Here is a 15952-nt window from a genome sequence, read left to right as displayed (position 1 = left end):
GCACTCCTTCGTATCCGGACTCAGATCCCGGAAACTTCGGGGATCTTTCCCAGGATTGCCTGCCGGTACAGGTGCTCCGGGAACCGTGCATGGTTAATCGATGCGTAGAGCGGGTAGGACACCGGCGCATGGAAGGTTCTGGTGTTGTTTGCAAATACCACTGCCATTGTCCGTGTCGCGACATCGTATCCCAGTTCACGGATCCTGTTGGATACAAACCTGTCCCATACCATATTCATGATTCATCATCTCCAGAGCACCGCGTTTTTGCAGGCTCACGCGGCAATATGGTGTGAGAGGCGATAATGATTGCGGGGCAGATAAAAAAGAAAACCGGGCTCATCCCTCGATCATAGCGGCAATCGTCTTCCTGAACTCGTCAAATTCCAGTTCTTCAAGCTGTTCCGGGAGGAGCGAACCGGTCGAAGCCTGCCGGTAAATCCAGTAGATGATCTTGTCCACGACCCGGATCACGTCCTCCTGCGTCTTCACATCGATCATGTGCCGGCCGATCTTCGGGTGCCGGCCCCGGTGCCCCCCCACAGTGATGCGGTACTCCGGGTCGGTACCGCGGATGAGGTTGAACGGGCATGGCTTGATACAGAACCCGCACTCCATGCACTTGCTCTGCTGGAGGATAACAACCCCGTCCTCAACACCTATCGCCTTCTCACGGCAGTAATGGGTGCAGGTGCCGCAGCCGGTGCAGAGCCCGGGGTCCCGGATCGGCCGCTGGATACCGGTGATCCCGATCTCGTTGAGCCGCTCGCTCTCGCAGCCGTTCGGGCAGGAGGAGATCGCGATCCGGACCTTCACCGGGAGTTCCTTGCCGAAAAACCTCTTATCGATCTCAGCAGCAAGACCCACGCTGTCGATGATGCCGAACTTGCAGTTCCGGGTGCCCAGGCAGGCCGTGACGTTCACCACTTCTTCCCTTTCTGCGCCCAGCGGTGTGCCATTTGCCTCGAGGTCATCGACGAGTGCTTCAAGTTTTGCAGGATCCACATGCGTGAACTCCATGGTCTGGCGGGTGGTAAGGTGGATGTGCCCGATGCCGTGCCGTTCTGCAATCGCCCCCAGCCCCCGGATCTGCTCGGGCGTGATCATACCGGCAGGCAGGCGAAGGCGGACGATAACGAATTCGGGGTCGCGTTCGGTAATGACCCCGCCCCGCGTATAGAGGTCCTGGTTGACCGTTTGGCTTCGGCGTGGCATAGTGATGTAATCCGGTTAGCGGTCTGAACGGATAGACATTATCACTGTACCAACGATTATAGTATGACTGTACAAATTAGTACACATGACGAAGCAATCTGAATACATGGAGGCTTTTTTCGGGGTGGAACTCAACCAGAAGTTTGAGGACATGATCGGGGAGCTTAAGGATGTCGAGGAAAGCCTCAAGGCTCTCTCCTATGAGATCGGCAGACTGGGTACGAATCTCGGGCCCGAGGAATTAAAGGAGCTCATCAAGGAGTGCCGGGCCGTTGCCTACGAGAATGCCCAGCAGACCAAGGATGTGAGGACGTTTCTTGACTTCTACTTGAAATCCGACAAGACTTCTACCCATATCATTCTCGAGCGGGATGCTTACATGAAGATCTACCAGATCTTCAAGTGGGACGGTTCTGACGTGCGGGACCTGAAACACTGGATCAAGGAACTTAAGGAGATCTGCGACAAGATCGGCCTGAACATGCGGGATCTTATCAATTTCAAGAAGCTCACCGCCCAGCCGGTGCCGGAAGACCTTGCAAAGTTCCCGGTCTACGCGCTCGACCGGCAGGGATACTGCCTCACCGGACCGGCGTATGATATGGTGATGCATATCGATGAAGTGCGCGAAAAGATCGCAGAGAACAATTCGTCATAAAAGCCATCCTCCCCCACCTCCCGCTGCTGTCCTATCCACTGCCCGGTCCCCACGGGAGAGCAGGTTGTGGCCGGGATTCAAAACGATCTCCTCCGGCACCCGGAAGATCTCCCAACAGGAATATTCATTTGATTTTGGGTAAAATTGCCAACAAAACCCATAATAATCATGTTCATACAACTTTAGTAGTAAGAGACATGTCATGACCTCACATTTTTTTCTTCTCGGCGGGGCCATTTCGCAGGAACGGCTTTCCTGGATCGAAGGAAGCCTGAAATTTTTCTTTGTAAACCTTAATCCGGAAAATCTCCTGCACCATACGAAATCTTACACGGAAGATGGTTTCAGTTTCCTGCTGACCGGGGATGCATTGTACAGCCTGCATGATCCGGAGACCGTGCAGATTTGGGAGATTATCCTCTCGCTGCCGTCCGTCAGGATCATCTGCGACCGCCAGGAACTTGCCTCCAAGGGGATTTCTATCGAAGGCCTGAAAATGAAATACCACGACCAGGTGATTGACCATAACCGCCTCGGGGTCAGCGGCCAGCAGTCATTCTGGAATGACGTGGCAAAGATCGCACGGCAGCACGAGCAACCGATACCCAGTACGATCGGGTATCTCCAGATTGAATCGCCGTACATGCACCGATCGTCACAATCTGCAGTGCGGTGCCTCGCAGCAGCTCTCGATGTCCATGCATCTGTCGATTTGTACGCGTACCTTGACGGTGTCCACATCAGCCACATTGATCAGAACCCGACGGAAGCTGATACTATCAGCGGGGGGCTGGAAGAGATCAGCGGGAAATCAGCAAAACGCGGTTTGCAGTGCCTGATGATTGCCTGCTCCCGGAGCGCCAGGGCACGGGGATACAACACGTGGGATGACGGCAAAGGCCTGGTGATCTCGGCCTGCACCATCAGGCCGTTCCGGATCCGCAGCCTCAGCGAGATCGTAGACCGGTTTATGCGGAACCATATAATCCTTAGCGATAACGTCGCATCTGTCCGCCTGAAAAAAGATATCCCGCCATCGTTTCCCCTGGAGGAAAGGGTCCATGCCCCGCCGGTGACCATTCTTGTCACCGGCACGCCGTATGGTACCGAGAGGGCGTCCGGTGCAATTGCGCTCGGGGTTGCCATGGCTGCACAGGGTATACTTGCCCGGGTGATCTTTATCGAGGACGGGGTATACGCGCTGACCGGTGTCCACCGGATGGAAGAAGATACACGGGCGTTCAACCTCCAGGAACTTATCAATGTGGTTGCCGGCAATGAGAACCTCCAGTTCTTTGCTTTCCGGCCTTCGCTGCACAAGCGGGGGCTCACCAAGAACCCGAAACTGAACGCCGTCATGGATATCGGGATACAGGAACTGGGGCAACTGATTTTCTCTCCTCCCAAAGGCATGGAGGCAGGCCACCAGCGGATCCTGTTTTTTTAACAATGGCGATGGCCTGCATAGGCCCCTGCCCTGTCCCCAATCCCAACCTTAATGTGACCGGGGGTGCAGGTAACAAGCAATGAACACCCGCTCGTACCGTGTGATCGTGCTCGTGATAGTGGTTGTAATCATTGCTCTTCTGGCTGTTTTTCTGGGTCCGGTGTTCCGGTCCGGACCATCCTCCAACGGGACCACGAGCCTTGCTGCCGCTGAAGTCCGGTCGTACCAAGGCCAGGATCTCTCGTCCATCAGTGATGTCCCCGAAAATGCAATCATCGGCACCCAGTACGTGAACGAGTCTGGTTACCGGCTCACCGTCACCGGCCTTACCACGACAACTAAAGTGTCGACATATCGTGAAGTCCTCGACAACCACCAGCACTACACCAAAGTCGTCACGCTCGACTGCGTCGAAGGCTGGTCGGTTAAGATCCTCTGGGAAGGCGTGCTTGTCAGGGACCTCATCAATGAAGCAGGTGTCGACCCGCGGGCAAATACGGTTATCTTTCACGCCACCGATGGTTATACGACATCGTTCCCGCTCAGCTACGTCATGGACAACGACGTCATCATCGCGTACAAGATGAACAATGTCACCATTGACGCTGAACACGGCTACCCCTTCCGGCTGGTGGCAGAGGACAAATGGGGCTATAAGTGGATCAAGTGGATCGATGAGATTGAACTTTCCGACAATCCGGCCTACCGGGGCTACTGGGAGCAGCGGGGATATTCAGAGTCGGGTAACCTGAGCGAAAGCCAATACAGCTGAATGATATTTTAACGCCAGTCCGGGTTTGAAATACCCGGGTCCGTGGTAAGGACAAACAGGATAACGGTGAAGGCATGCCGGTCATTGAGACAAAAAACCTGACAAAGACCTACGGGAACCTCACCGCTGTCAATAACCTTGACCTGGAGATCGGGAAGGGGGAAGTGTTCGGCCTTCTTGGCCCAAACGGGGCGGGAAAGTCGACGACCCTCCTGATGCTGACTACATTGGTCCCACCGACATCCGGTACAGCACTCGTGAATGGTTTTGATATCATACGGCAGCCCGACCAGGTAAGGAAATCAATCGGGATCGTCTTCCAGGACCCCAGTTCGGATGAGACGCTGACCGGGTACGAGAACCTGAAGCTGCACGGCCTCCTTTACGATATGGACACTGAATTGAGGGAGGAAAGAATTGTGGAAGTTCTTCGTCTCGTTGACCTTACGGCCAGAAAAGACGACATGGTCAGGAAATATTCCGGGGGAATGCGGAGAAGGCTCGAGCTTGCCCGGGGCCTGATGCACCACCCCGAGATTTTATTTCTGGATGAACCGACGCTCGGCCTCGACCCCCAGACGCGGGAGCACATCTGGGAATACATCAGGAAACTGGCAACGGAGAAGAAAATCACCATCATCATTACCACGCACTATATGGACGAAGCAGACCGGCTTTGTGACCGGCTCGCAATCATAGACCGGGGAAAGATCGCTGTACTTGGTTCCCCGGAACTGCTGAAAAAAGACCTTGGCGGCGATATCATTCGCATGAAAGCCAGAAACTTCAACCGGGAATCGCTCATGAATCTGGACTATGTCAAAGAGGTCAAAAATGAGGACGGAAGTATAAGCGTGACTGTACAGGATGCCAGCCGGCACCTGCAGGACCTTCTGGGCCGCGCAGGCACGGTGGAAACCGTCGAAGTCCGCCCGCTGACCCTGGAGGATGTATTTCTCCACTATACCGGCAGGACGATCAGGGAAGGTGCCCCTGAGGGCGGCTGGGCCGAGAAAGTAATGCAGGCGGGATTGAGAAAATGAGCGATTTAAAAGGGATCTATGCGCTCTGGTACCGCGAATTCAAGGTCTTCCAGCGGGAGAGGTCCCGGATAGTTGCATCCATCGTCAACCCGGTACTCTGGCTTCTCATTATCGGCGGGGGCTTGGGATCCGTGTTATCCTTCGGGGGTGTGGATTACTTAACGTTCCTGTACCCGGGAATCCTTGTCCAGTCGCTCTTGTTTTCAGCGGTCTTTTTCGGGGTCTACATCGTCTGGGATAAAAAAATCGATTTCTTAAAAGAAGTCCTGGTATCCCCGATGTCAAGGACCTCCATTTTTATCGGCAAGATCCTCGGGGGATCTACCGATACACTCCTGCAGTCAGCCATCCTGCTCGTAATCGGCTATGCATTCACGGTGACCGGTGTGCTGGCAGGGATCACGTTCTCCCCGCTTTCGGTTGCCATATCCTGTATTTTTTTATTCGTGACCACGGTCGGGCTCGTCAGCATCGGTCTTATTATCGGTTCACAGATGGAGAGCCCTGAAGGGTTCCAGCTCATAAGCAGCTTCCTGATATTCCCGATGTTCTTCCTATCCGGGGCCCTCTTTCCTATCGGGAATCTGCCATCGTGGCTCACTCCCTTTGTTTTGGCTAACCCTGCTACCTATTCGGTGGACGGGTTGCGGGGGGCGCTCGTTGGGCTGCACCGGTTCAACCTTGGCCTCGATCTCCTCGTCATAAGCGTATTTTCACTTGCTATGATCCTCCTCGGTACGTATGCCTTTGAGAAGATGAAATTGTGAGCGTTTTGCTACACTGGGGTGATGCTGCTTCATACCGGCACAGTTGACAACATCATCACCGGTACCGGGTGAGCGGCCACGATGAGTTCCTGCGGTGCGAAGGCGCAACAGGACCCTGCGACTTTTTCCCCTGGTCACGTACGCTCCGCTGCCGACGCATCCGGGACCACCGGATCGAAACAGGTCATTTTCCTGCTTTCCTGTTCTTACACCTTCGTTTACGTCTTCTTCTCATTTCTTCCGACTGGAGTATCCGTCTCCCGCAGGATAATCTTCGCCGTCTCTTCTGCAACTTCACCGGTAAGTCCCGTGCATTGCCGGAGATGTTCGGGCGATTTCAGTACCATGCCATGAATCAGGGTACGGCAGCAGATGCAGCCGTGCCGGCTGATGAAAAATGCATGCAGTTCCCGGGAAAATGCGAGGCACCGGTCTATGGATGGGTCACCGGGCTCTTCACGCCCAAAAACCATCCCGAGCGCCATGACTCCCCCGGTTACGGCACCGCAGGCACACCCCGCACTCCCCATACCGATGGAAAACCCGGATGCCAGTTTTACGATATCGTCCGGGTAGCCAAACCCGAACTCATCGTTGATGGTCTTGACAATCGCTTCCGAGCAGTAATACCGGCCGGAGCGATAGTACTCCTCTGCGATCTTCCGGATCCTTGATGGATCCGGAGATGTGCCGGGTTTTGCCATACTGCAAGCCGGCCCTGATGCCCTTACTTCATGAGCCTGACCCTGGTCCTGAGGAGATTCAAACGCCATAGTGATCGATACACCAAATATTAACCTATACTTCTTCTGATGCGCCGAGCGCGGCCCCGACCGCGCCGACAATCTGGGGATCAGGTGGCACAAAAACGGGTCTGCCCGTATCTTTTTCAAGAAGGGTTCGTGCGCAGTCGTTCAGCGCAACACCGCCTGCAAAAAATATCTTCCCCGCTGGTGCGACCCTTTTTAAGAGGCCCGCGGAACGGCTTATTATGGCTCGGTGAATCCCCAGCGCAACTTCATTGCGATCCGCTCCCTCTGAAATAAGGGATACGACTTCGGATTCGGCAAAAACGGTACACATGCTGTTGATCTTTTCCGCTCTTTTTGCCGAAAGAGCCGCTGCGGAGAACTCTTCCAGCGTGAAACCGAGCACGGTTGCCATAACTTCAAGGAAACGGCCGGTCCCTGCAGCGCACCGGTCGTTCATTTCAAATTTACACAAATTGCCTTTATCATCCAGCGAAATGGCCTTGGTGTCCTGTCCGCCGATGTCAAGGATTGATCCGCAGTCGTCAGAAAAAAAGCGGGCACCCCGGACAAAGGCCGTTATCTCGCTGATCACCGGACAGGTAAGATGCCCTTTGATCAGGTGCCGCCCGTATCCGGTAGCAGTAATACGGTCAAAAGCTGCGCCGGCCATAAGTTCCCGTGCCATCTTGAGCGGGTCGTGGGAGGTAACCGACTTACGGGAAAGGACAAGCCTGCCGTTTTCAAGCACGGCAAGCTTGATGGTACGCGATCCGATGTCAATTCCCGCGTATCTCATTTTTTCTTCAGGCGCTCAGTGAATGCCTCAAGCCGTGTCTTGAGCTGCCCGGCGTCTTCCAGGCTGTAATCGGTTTCCAGGCGCAGGGTCGGTATGCCCGACTTTTCCAGCTCTTTTTCGACAGGGCCGCTTTCCATGATATAGGGCTGGCAGAACTGCAGGCTGTAATGGATGACACCCTGTGCGTGGAGTTTCTTTGTCATCTCTTTTATATATTCGACCCGTGACGGGTTCGGCGTAAAGACAGCGCAGTCGATATTGAAATACCGGTCCGTGATGGCATCGAGGATCTCGTCCACGGTGTTCCCCTTTAACTCGGTCAGCCACCGGGTGCCGCGTTCGCCCACGCATGACTCCTCGCCGACGATCACGGCACTGCTTGTCTCAATAAGCATCGGTAGTTTCCAGTTCGGGACGGCCATGGGACAGCCGGAAACGATGACCCGGGTTGTCCCTTTGGGGAAGACGCCCTTGTGGTGTTTCACCCGCTCTTCGAGCTCATCGCAGAGTTTGTTTACTGCATCGGTAAACCGAACCGGGTCGTCATGGAAAAAGACCTGGTTTACGAGCAGTGAGTCAAGTCCTGATATCGGGGCGGGATCGGCAGCGCGGATCGCAGCGAGTCTCTTGACTGCCTTTCGTTTCGCATTGACGATTTCAATTGCTTTCTTGAGCGAGGCTGCGGTCACCTTTTTTCCGCTGACTTTTTCAAGTTTTGCAATAAACCTGCGGTATTCTTCTTTGAGTAACTTCTTCCCCATCTCGGATTTTGTCTGCGGGAGGTCCATCACGTAGAGGTCCTTTACGAGCGGGCCGAGGATCTCGTAGGCCTTCTTCTTGCCATCGCAGGTATTCTCCCCGACAATGACATCGCAGGACTCCACATAGGGGCAGAGCTTCCCGAGCTTGAACCCGAATGCGGATTTGATAAGCGAGCAGGTATTCCTGGGGAGGAGCGCCTCGGCGGCTTCAAAATTTAATTCGGCACCGGCACACAGTCCGACTGCCACACCGTCAACGGCAAGGACGAGCTCTTCAGGGACAAAAACGCAATAAGAACCGATAACTTTCCGGCCCTGTTCTTTTGCATCCATAAGTTCCTTGATGCGCAGCCCGTGGACTTCGCTCATCACAAAATCAAAGTACTTCATTCCCTCCGGGCGGTCCTTCTGGGAAAGGAAAATGTCGGTATAGGCTTTCCCGAGACCTGCGAGCAGTGCGTTGTGACCGTCCACATCAATACCTAGCGACGTCCACATCTCCGTGTAATCTGTCATTGTTGTATAACCTGCCTTATCAATGATATCAGATTTTTCTGACTTCTGCCTTGAGCGTGATGGCGTTTTTGATGGTGAACATGCCCATACACTTTCCAAGGGCGTACTCTTTTAAATCCTGAACCTGTGCATTCGTGAGGTCGCCCCTGACATCCATAAACACCCGGTACTCGGTGATCAGCGGATTGTTGCCGAGATCGAACTGTGCGGTGTAATCGAGGTCCGCCTCGACTCGGGTCTTGACTGAGTCGAGTTTCAGATTGCGCATCGCTGCTTCAGTCACAAAGGTGCTGGTGTAGCAGGCGGCAAACCAGAAGAGGCCAAATGCCATCGGGCCCGGGCGGATGCAGGGACCGGCGAAGTTCGGGTGACAGGCTTCCATCGTGTAGGTGCCGTCTTTGACCTTGACTGCGGACCGGAACTGCGGTCCGCCCTCTTCAAAGAGCCAGTCGCCTTCGATCTTCGCGGTGAATTTTGCATCAGCCGGGTTCTTCTGGATCTCCTTTTTGTACTCTATTACCTGCTTGGTGTCGATGTTGTTCAGGCTCATGAGTTAACACTTTTAAAATATTAGGTGTAAGTGTTAAAATATTTTATTAATCACGCTTTTTTTGTTATGTAATTCCCTTTACACATTATATGAAATATAGATGATTTTTTTGTTATGTTAAATGGGGAGACGTAATAATTTTTAAAAATCTTCCATGCACTTTACTAAAAATACCCAAATATTGACAGAAAAACAGGATCATGGATTTATACCCGCCGGACCGAAACAATAAACACGCCCTGCCTTCCCATCCTAGTGTAATGGCAGAAGAAAAGTACAAGATTGTCGTTTTTGGTGCGTTCGGGGCAGGAAAGTCCACGCTGGTCCAGGCACTCGATCCGCAGGCAAAACACATCGAAGCCGAGTGCGCCGGGGGCACAACGACCATCGCGTTCGATTACGGCCGGGTGCAGATCGGCGAAAAAAGAGTGTACCTGTACGGCACCCCCGGGCAGGAGCGCTTCGAGTTCGCCCGGGAGATTATAGGAAAAGGCATGGACGGTGCAATCCTGCTCGTGGACGTAACCTGCCCGGTCGACGAGTTCGTGGAGCACCTCTCCACCTCGATTATCGCTGCCCGCATCCCTTACGTGGTGCTGCTCAACAAGTGCGACGCGGTCGGTGCGCAACCGGACGCGGCAAAAGCGCATTTTGCCGGTGCAGAGACAAAAATCGTATCGGCAAAGGACCGGCGCGAGGCCCGGGACGCACTTGAAGAGTTCATCGGCACGCTCCGGCCCCACACCGGCAATAAAACAAACTGAACCGGGCCGGGATCATTTCACCCGCTGCATTGGGGGGCGAAAACCGCCCGCGTTACTTTTCCGGTAAGGGCCGGGCGCGACCGCCCCTCCTGGTTTTCAGGGGCACGAAATTTGCACCCTGCATCCGGATGCCGTCAACAACTGCCTGCCCGGCCACATGTGCTTCGTCTGTGGTTACCGCGATCACGTCCACCGCATCCGCAAGCGGCCCGGCTCGCACCTTGGGCGCGAGGATCTCCTGCACCTGGAAGATGCCAGCGGAATTTGACATGTGGATCACGAGCTCGATGGGCCTTTCGCCTCCCTTTTTGATCTCGACCTTTTCAATCGCAAGCGCTGAGACCGAGTGGATGGTGATGCTGCCGGACTCAAACGCGGCCCGGCCCCGGCCCTTGGTCATATCAGTCGAGTCCGCGATGCAGACCAGTGCCGCTTCAACGGTCAGCGGCCTCGGGGTTCCATGGTGAGTGTACATTGCGGAGAGGATGAAGGACCGGATCGCGGTGCGCTGCAGGGGGTCATCATAGATTTTTGGCAGGAGCCGGTCGAGAATAGGCATCGCGAGCACCACGCCAAGGTCGGCGTGCTCTTCGCGGTGCACCATGTTCCCGAGGTCGTGGCAAAGCGCAGCGGTCAGCACCACGAGCGCCGCATCGTCGCGATCCCCGAATTTTGCGGCGACGATGTCGGGCACAAAAGGCGAGCCGTCCAGCAGGTCGAGCATGGTGAGCGCCGACGCGGTGGCAACCGTGACATGGGTCCGGCCATGATCGTTCATCCTAAGTTTTGTTGCGGCGACGTAGTTTGCCATCTGCCAGCTGGCCTGCACCTCGGGATCTCCGGTGAGCATGTTCCACATTTTTTTTGCCCGGGGCCTGCGGGCGAGGTGGAGCTCGATGATCCCTCTCGAATGGACTTCGAGATCGGGATCCTGATCGTAAGAGGATTTTTTCATGCTCGCATCCTTTGCATGTACTATCTGGCAGGCCCGGGACATAGGTGTTCCTTTTGGAGGAAAACGGCACCGGTCCCGGACGCCCGGAAGCACTCACGGATGTGACCGATCGTCAGGCAAATGCATGGTGAACCCGGGTAATGAAGACGTTTTTTTCCCGTCATAAAGTGCACATGCCGGGGGCTCGAAACAAGCGGTGAGAATTAAAACGAAGAGGAAATGGTACCCACGCATTTATATTCACCGTCAGTCAATTACCGATTGGGAAGAGGGGGTATCGCATGATTCACGTCCTTTATGTCGATGACGAACCTGACCTCCTCAACATTTCAAAACTCTTTCTTGAGGCAACGGGAGAATTTTCCCTGGATACAGCGATATCGGCACAGGATGGACTGGACACCCTGCAGAACCGGGAGTACGACGCTATAGTGTCGGATTTCCAGATGACGGAGATGGACGGCATCGAATTTCTCAAGGAGGTCCGGTCGAGGTTTGGCAGCATCCCTTTCATCCTGTTCACCGGCCGCGGCCGCGAAGAGGTGGTTATTGATGCCATTAACAACGGGGCAGATTTCTATCTCCAGAAAGGGGGCGATCCGAAGGCACAGTTTGCCGAGCTCGCCCACAAGATCCGGCAGGCTGTTGCCCGGCGCACCGCTGAGCAATCCCGTATTGAATCGGAGAAGAGGCTCTCTGACATCATCAACTTCCTTCCCGATGCCACGTTTGCCATCGATAAGGCGGGGACCGTCATCACGTGGAACCATGCCATCGAGGAGATGACCGGCATTGCGGCATCAGACATGATGGGAAAAGGAAATTACGAGTACGCAATTCCGTTATATGGTGAACGCAGGCCGATGTTGATTGACCTGGTCTTCTCGCCACCCGGCGAAATCAGTGCCAGATATTCCCATATTTTCCGGGACGGCACAATGCTTGCTGCCGAGACCACGCTTCCCCACCTGCGGGAAGAACCGCGGACATTCTGGGGCAAGGCAAGCCCGCTCTACGACCAAAACGGGCATGTCGCCGGCTCGATCGAGTCCATCCGGGATATCACCGACCGGAAAAAGGCAGAGCAGATGCTGACAGAACAGTACCGGCTTCTCGCAGAGAGCGAATTCCGGTTAAAGCGGGCAGAAGTGGCGGCTGGCATCGGCCACTGGGAATACCACCTCGATACCGGGATAATGACGGCGTCGGAGAATGCCGCTGCGATATACGGCGTGGACAGCACCGAGATGCCGATCAGTGAGGCCCAGGAGATCCCCCTGCCGGAGTGCCGGCGGGCGCTCGATGCGGCATTAAATGCACTCATACAACGGGGCGAGCCCTATAATCTTGACTTCAGGATCCGGCGGCCCTGCGACGGGGCAGTCCGGGACATTCACTCTACTGCGACGTATGATCCGGAAAAACGGGTAGTCTTTGGCATCATCCACGATATCACCGAGCGCAAAAAGACCGAGACTGAACTTGCGGCAACAAATGAGCAACTCATTGCTGCCGAAGAAGAACTGCGGGGACAGTACGATTCGCTGGCAGAGAACCAGAAAGCACTCGCCGCGTCCGGGGAAAAATACCGGGCCATCCTCGAAAACATCCAGGATGTCTATTACCGCACGGACTCCCGGGGCACCCTCGTGATGATCAGCCCGTCCGGCGCCAACCTCCTCGGGTACGCGGGTGTCGGCGAGATGACCGGACGGCCCGCCACGGATTATTATGCGGACCCGGCACAGCGGGAAGCGCTCCTTCTTGCACTGAAAAAAGATGGTGCCGTCGTGAACCGGGAGACGACGCTGAAACGAAAGGACGGGTCTGCCGTCATGGTCGCTACGAGCAGCCATGCCTATTACGATGCCGACGGGAATTTTGCCGGGGTCGAGGGGATCTTCCGGGATATTACGGATCTCAAGAAGGTGGAAGGAGATCTCCGGGCCGCGTATGAACAGATCACCGCAGCTGACGAGGAGCTGCGGGGGCAGTACGAGGAGCTCGCCCGAAGTGAACGCCAGCTCCGGGAGAATGAAGAGAATTTCCAGAGGATGGTCGAGTCCGCTCCCGAACCCCTCTATATCTCTATCGCCGAACGGTTTGTCTATGTCAACCCGGCCATGGTCAGGTTCGTCGGGGCTACATCTTCCAGCCAGCTGCTCGGGATGTCGCTTTTTGACCGGATTGACCCGCGGTACCATGCCGCGATCCAGGAACGGGTCCGGATAGTGATGGAAGAGCACAAACCCGTCGGACGCGGGGAAACCGTTTACCTGAAAATGGACGGCACGCCGGTCCCGGTCGAATCTACCGTCGCCCTGTTCCGGTATAACGACAAGCCCGGCGGTCTTATTCTCCTCCGCGATATCACCGACCGGAAGAAAGCCGAGCAGGCCCTGCGGGAGCAGGAAGAGAAGTACCGGGCCCTGATCGAGACAACCGGCACGGGTTTTGTCATCCTCGATAGTGAAGGCAGGGTACTGGATGCAAACCCGGAATATGTCCGCCTCACCGGCCACCGGGACCTCAACGAAATTACCGGGAGTGTTGTAACGGAATGGACTGCCGGGTATGACCGGGAGAAGAATGCGGAAGCGGTCCGGCAGTGCATGAAGGACGGTTTTATCCACAACCTTGAGATCGATTATGCGGGTGCTTCGGGCAGGATACTGCCAATCGAGATCAACGCTTCGGTGATACGATCCGGGGATTCCCAACGGATACTCACGCTCTGCCGGGATATCACTGAGCGCCGGCGGATGAGAAACGAGCTTGAGCTCCTGAAAATCTCGGTTGACCAGGCCTATGATGAAGTTTTCTGGCTGGATTTTGAAGGTAATTTCCTGTACGTAAACGATTCGGCATGCCGTATTACCGGGTATTCGCGGGAAGAGTTCCGTACCATGAAGATCTATGACCTGGACCCGGCTTGTACTCCCGAAGACTCGGTAGCGGTCCTCGATAACCTCCGAAAGAAAAAAACCCTTTTTATAACCAGCCGCCACCGTTGTAAGGATGGCCGGCTCATCGATGTCGAGATCGTGTCGGTCTATGTCAGGAGGGATGGCAGGGAATACAGTTTTGCCTTTGTCCGGGATATCACTGAACGCAGGGGTGCAGAAAAAGCGCTCAAAGAAAACGAGAAACGGTACCGCGACATGTTCGAGATCAACAATGCCGTGATGTTCATTGTTGATCCGGAGACCGGCAAAATTGTTGATGCAAATGCCGCTGCCTGTCGTTACTATGGGTACAGCAGGGAAGAATTTGCAAGGCTGGTTATCATGGAGATCAACATCCAGGACCCTGCCGTTACCCTGAAGGATATGGCTCACGCCAGAGTGGAGGAAGGGGCGGTGTTCCAGTTCCGGCACCGGAAAAAAAACGGGGAGATCCGGGACGTCGAAGTTTTCAGCGCTCCCATTACGCAGGAAGGTCACCAGTACCTGCATTCAATCATCCAGGACGTGACAGACCGGCGGCGGGCACAGGAGGCGCTCAAAGAGAGTGAGCAGAAGTTCCGCGACATTTTCAATAATTCCACCGATGCGATCTATCTCCACGAAATCATGGAAGATGGCACTCCCGGCAGGTTCACTGATGTCAACAAAGCCGCCTGCAGGATGCTCGGGTATACCAGAGAAGAGCTGCTGGAAAAATCCCCGCTCGATATCGCCCCGGGATACCACAATCCCTCCCGGGAAAAAGTTTTTGAAGACCAGCGGACGCTTGGGATAGCGAGATTCGAGACGGAACAAAAGACAAAGGACGGTACCATCATACCGGTGGAAGTCAACACCCATGTCGTCACCATCCAGGGAAGAGAGGTGATCCTTGCCGTTGTCCGGGATATAACCGCACGAAAACGGGCGGAAGATGCGATCAAGCTGGCCAATAAGAAGTTAAATCTCCTCTCGGGTATCACCCGCCATGATATCAAAAACCAGCTGACAGCGCTGCTTGAATACATCGACCTCTCAAAGATGATCCTGCAGGAACCGGATCTGAAAAAAATCATTGACAAGGAAGAGGGTGTGGCACACAATATCCTGCGCCAGATCGAGTTCACGAAGGAGTACGAGGACCTGGGAGCTGGCACCCCGTCCTGGCAGAACGTAAAGAGGTGCATCGATCTCGGCATTAAAGGATTGGACCTTTCCGGTACAGAACTGAACATTACCGGTCTGGACAACGTCGAAATTATTGCCGACCCCCTGCTCCAGAAAGTGTTTTTCAACCTTGTTGACAATGCCCTGCGGTATAGCGGGAAGGCAAAAAAGAACATCCGTATCTCGTCCTATGAGTCCGGAAACGGGCTCGTCATCGTGTGCGAAGACGACGGATCCGGGATCCCGGTGCATGAAAAAGATCTCATCTTCGAACGCGGGTATGGGAAAAATACCGGGTTGGGCTTGTTTTTGATCCGGGAGATTCTTGCCATCACGGGCATTACGATTAAAGAGACGGGTGAACCGGGCAAAGGCGCACGGTTCGAAATGTTCGTGCCAAAAGGGGAATACTGGTTTGTCCAGACCTGATAATTCCTTTGAGGCACCGCTTGCGATGATCACTATGCGGAACGTGAATAATCCAACGTTTCTGTTTTTATTATCGTGTTCCCGTTTTTACCTGTTAAGACAGTATTTTTTTTGGAAATTGTGGAGAAAAGAATAAAGAGATCGTTATTGTCTCCATCTTTACGACGAATACCGCCCCCCCCCGAAGGGACGTCACTGCGGTGGATCGGGGTGGCCGGGCACCAATAACGTCCATCCGCCCCGCCGTGCCCCGGAGGGGCCCTGGGACGGGGAATCCTCGCATTTTTCAGGGTTTTGGTGCACGTGAATATTTTTGAAACCGGTTTTCAGAGCCGGAATCCTGTCGCTCTTTTTCCCGTCGTGGTCGTCTCTTCCAGGCACCTGCAGCCGAACTAATGACTGGTCAACGGGCCGG

14 protein-coding genes are annotated in these 15952 nt (G+C 54.7%); 7 read left to right on the top strand and 7 right to left on the bottom strand.

Translation table 11 applies throughout. The features are described from left to right. Positions 1–20: 20 nt before the first annotated feature. Together ACLQMU_RS05820 and ACLQMU_RS05815 are read right to left on the bottom strand one after the other, a co-directional pair. Positions 21–239: a hypothetical protein gene (locus ACLQMU_RS05820; RefSeq protein WP_424040815.1), complete on the bottom strand. Its 219-nt coding sequence runs from the start codon at positions 237–239 to the stop codon at positions 21–23. 100 nt (positions 240–339) lie between these two features. Further along, on the bottom strand, positions 340–1215 hold the full coding sequence (locus tag ACLQMU_RS05815; RefSeq protein WP_422148540.1) for a 4Fe-4S binding protein: 876 nt from the start codon (positions 1213–1215) through the stop codon (positions 340–342). Positions 1216–1300: 85 nt separating this feature from the next. On the opposite strand from ACLQMU_RS05815, the gene ACLQMU_RS05810 reads away from it, so the two are divergent. The 5 genes from ACLQMU_RS05810 to ACLQMU_RS05790 all read left to right on the top strand — a co-directional run bounded on the left by ACLQMU_RS05810 (position 1301) and on the right by ACLQMU_RS05790 (position 5902). Further along, positions 1301–1873, top strand: a complete 573-nt coding sequence (locus ACLQMU_RS05810; protein ID WP_422148539.1) for a hypothetical protein — start codon at positions 1301–1303, stop codon at positions 1871–1873. A 202-nt stretch (positions 1874–2075) separates the two neighbouring features. Further along, complete coding sequence (locus ACLQMU_RS05805; protein WP_422148538.1) at positions 2076–3320, top strand: DsrE family protein; 1245 nt, start codon at positions 2076–2078, stop codon at positions 3318–3320. Positions 3321–3399: 79 nt separating this feature from the next. Then, on the top strand, positions 3400–4092 hold the full coding sequence (locus tag ACLQMU_RS05800; protein ID WP_422148537.1) for a molybdopterin-dependent oxidoreductase: 693 nt from the start codon (positions 3400–3402) through the stop codon (positions 4090–4092). 74 nt (positions 4093–4166) lie between these two features. Beyond that, a complete protein-coding gene (locus tag ACLQMU_RS05795) occupies positions 4167–5135 on the top strand; it encodes an ATP-binding cassette domain-containing protein (RefSeq protein ID WP_422148536.1) in 969 nt (322 codons plus the stop codon). After that, a complete protein-coding gene (locus ACLQMU_RS05790; RefSeq protein ID WP_422148535.1) occupies positions 5132–5902 on the top strand; it encodes an ABC transporter permease in 771 nt (256 codons plus the stop codon). The genes ACLQMU_RS05795 and ACLQMU_RS05790 overlap by 4 nt, the downstream gene beginning before the upstream one ends. 218 nt (positions 5903–6120) lie before the next feature. Here the strand turns inward: ACLQMU_RS05790 and ACLQMU_RS05785 are convergent, their stop codons facing one another. The 4 genes from ACLQMU_RS05785 to ACLQMU_RS05770 all read right to left on the bottom strand — a co-directional run bounded on the left by ACLQMU_RS05785 (position 6121) and on the right by ACLQMU_RS05770 (position 9277). Beyond that, on the bottom strand, positions 6121–6606 hold the full coding sequence (locus ACLQMU_RS05785; protein WP_424040818.1) for a C-GCAxxG-C-C family protein: 486 nt from the start codon (positions 6604–6606) through the stop codon (positions 6121–6123). A 94-nt stretch (positions 6607–6700) separates the two neighbouring features. Next, a complete protein-coding gene (locus ACLQMU_RS05780; RefSeq protein WP_422148533.1) occupies positions 6701–7450 on the bottom strand; it encodes an acyl-CoA dehydratase activase in 750 nt (249 codons plus the stop codon). Continuing rightward, a complete protein-coding gene (locus tag ACLQMU_RS05775) occupies positions 7447–8727 on the bottom strand; it encodes a double-cubane-cluster-containing anaerobic reductase (protein WP_422148532.1) in 1281 nt (426 codons plus the stop codon). The genes ACLQMU_RS05780 and ACLQMU_RS05775 overlap by 4 nt, the downstream gene beginning before the upstream one ends. Before the next feature lie 28 nt (positions 8728–8755). After that, positions 8756–9277: an OsmC family protein gene (locus tag ACLQMU_RS05770; RefSeq protein WP_422148531.1), complete on the bottom strand. Its 522-nt coding sequence runs from the start codon at positions 9275–9277 to the stop codon at positions 8756–8758. Between the two features lie 260 nt (positions 9278–9537). On the opposite strand from ACLQMU_RS05770, the gene ACLQMU_RS05765 reads away from it, so the two are divergent. After that, on the top strand, positions 9538–10041 hold the full coding sequence (locus ACLQMU_RS05765; RefSeq protein ID WP_422148530.1) for a GTP-binding protein: 504 nt from the start codon (positions 9538–9540) through the stop codon (positions 10039–10041). 52 nt (positions 10042–10093) lie between these two features. Here ACLQMU_RS05765 and ACLQMU_RS05760 read toward each other — a convergent pair whose 3' ends face one another. Further along, positions 10094–11038 (bottom strand): HD domain-containing protein, encoded by a 945-nt coding sequence (locus ACLQMU_RS05760; protein WP_424040821.1) that lies wholly within the window; start codon positions 11036–11038, stop codon positions 10094–10096. A 239-nt stretch (positions 11039–11277) separates the two neighbouring features. On the opposite strand from ACLQMU_RS05760, the gene ACLQMU_RS05755 reads away from it, so the two are divergent. Beyond that, a complete protein-coding gene (locus ACLQMU_RS05755) occupies positions 11278–15537 on the top strand; it encodes a PAS domain S-box protein (protein WP_443673602.1) in 4260 nt (1419 codons plus the stop codon). Positions 15538–15952: the final 415 nt, after the last annotated feature.

Origin of the sequence: Methanoregula sp., assembly GCF_052325125.1 — an archaeon.
GTDB lineage: Archaea > Halobacteriota > Methanomicrobia > Methanomicrobiales > Methanospirillaceae > Methanoregula.
Note: the sequence above shows the minus strand (reverse complement) of the source record. Positions and strands in the feature narration are given on the sequence as shown.

What these genes read in the sequence shown, in the direction of transcription:
- ACLQMU_RS05785 (WP_424040818.1), bottom strand. Translation starts at nt 6,606, where the DNA reads ATGGCAAAACCCGGCACATCTCCGGATCCATCAAGGATCCGGAAGATC.
- ACLQMU_RS05760 (WP_424040821.1), bottom strand. Translation starts at nt 11,038, where the DNA reads ATGTCCCGGGCCTGCCAGATAGTACATGCAAAGGATGCGAGCATGAAA.
- ACLQMU_RS05755 (WP_443673602.1), top strand. Translation starts at nt 11,278, where the DNA reads ATGATTCACGTCCTTTATGTCGATGACGAACCTGACCTCCTCAACATT.
- ACLQMU_RS05805 (WP_422148538.1), top strand. Translation starts at nt 2,076, where the DNA reads ATGACCTCACATTTTTTTCTTCTCGGCGGGGCCATTTCGCAGGAACGG.
- ACLQMU_RS05770 (WP_422148531.1), bottom strand. Translation starts at nt 9,277, where the DNA reads ATGAGCCTGAACAACATCGACACCAAGCAGGTAATAGAGTACAAAAAG.
- ACLQMU_RS05810 (WP_422148539.1), top strand. Translation starts at nt 1,301, where the DNA reads ATGACGAAGCAATCTGAATACATGGAGGCTTTTTTCGGGGTGGAACTC.
- ACLQMU_RS05765 (WP_422148530.1), top strand. Translation starts at nt 9,538, where the DNA reads ATGGCAGAAGAAAAGTACAAGATTGTCGTTTTTGGTGCGTTCGGGGCA.
- ACLQMU_RS05790 (WP_422148535.1), top strand. Translation starts at nt 5,132, where the DNA reads ATGAGCGATTTAAAAGGGATCTATGCGCTCTGGTACCGCGAATTCAAG.
- ACLQMU_RS05820 (WP_424040815.1), bottom strand. Translation starts at nt 239, where the DNA reads ATGAATATGGTATGGGACAGGTTTGTATCCAACAGGATCCGTGAACTG.
- ACLQMU_RS05775 (WP_422148532.1), bottom strand. Translation starts at nt 8,727, where the DNA reads ATGACAGATTACACGGAGATGTGGACGTCGCTAGGTATTGATGTGGAC.
- ACLQMU_RS05800 (WP_422148537.1), top strand. Translation starts at nt 3,400, where the DNA reads ATGAACACCCGCTCGTACCGTGTGATCGTGCTCGTGATAGTGGTTGTA.
- ACLQMU_RS05780 (WP_422148533.1), bottom strand. Translation starts at nt 7,450, where the DNA reads ATGAGATACGCGGGAATTGACATCGGATCGCGTACCATCAAGCTTGCC.
- ACLQMU_RS05815 (WP_422148540.1), bottom strand. Translation starts at nt 1,215, where the DNA reads ATGCCACGCCGAAGCCAAACGGTCAACCAGGACCTCTATACGCGGGGC.
- ACLQMU_RS05795 (WP_422148536.1), top strand. Translation starts at nt 4,167, where the DNA reads ATGCCGGTCATTGAGACAAAAAACCTGACAAAGACCTACGGGAACCTC.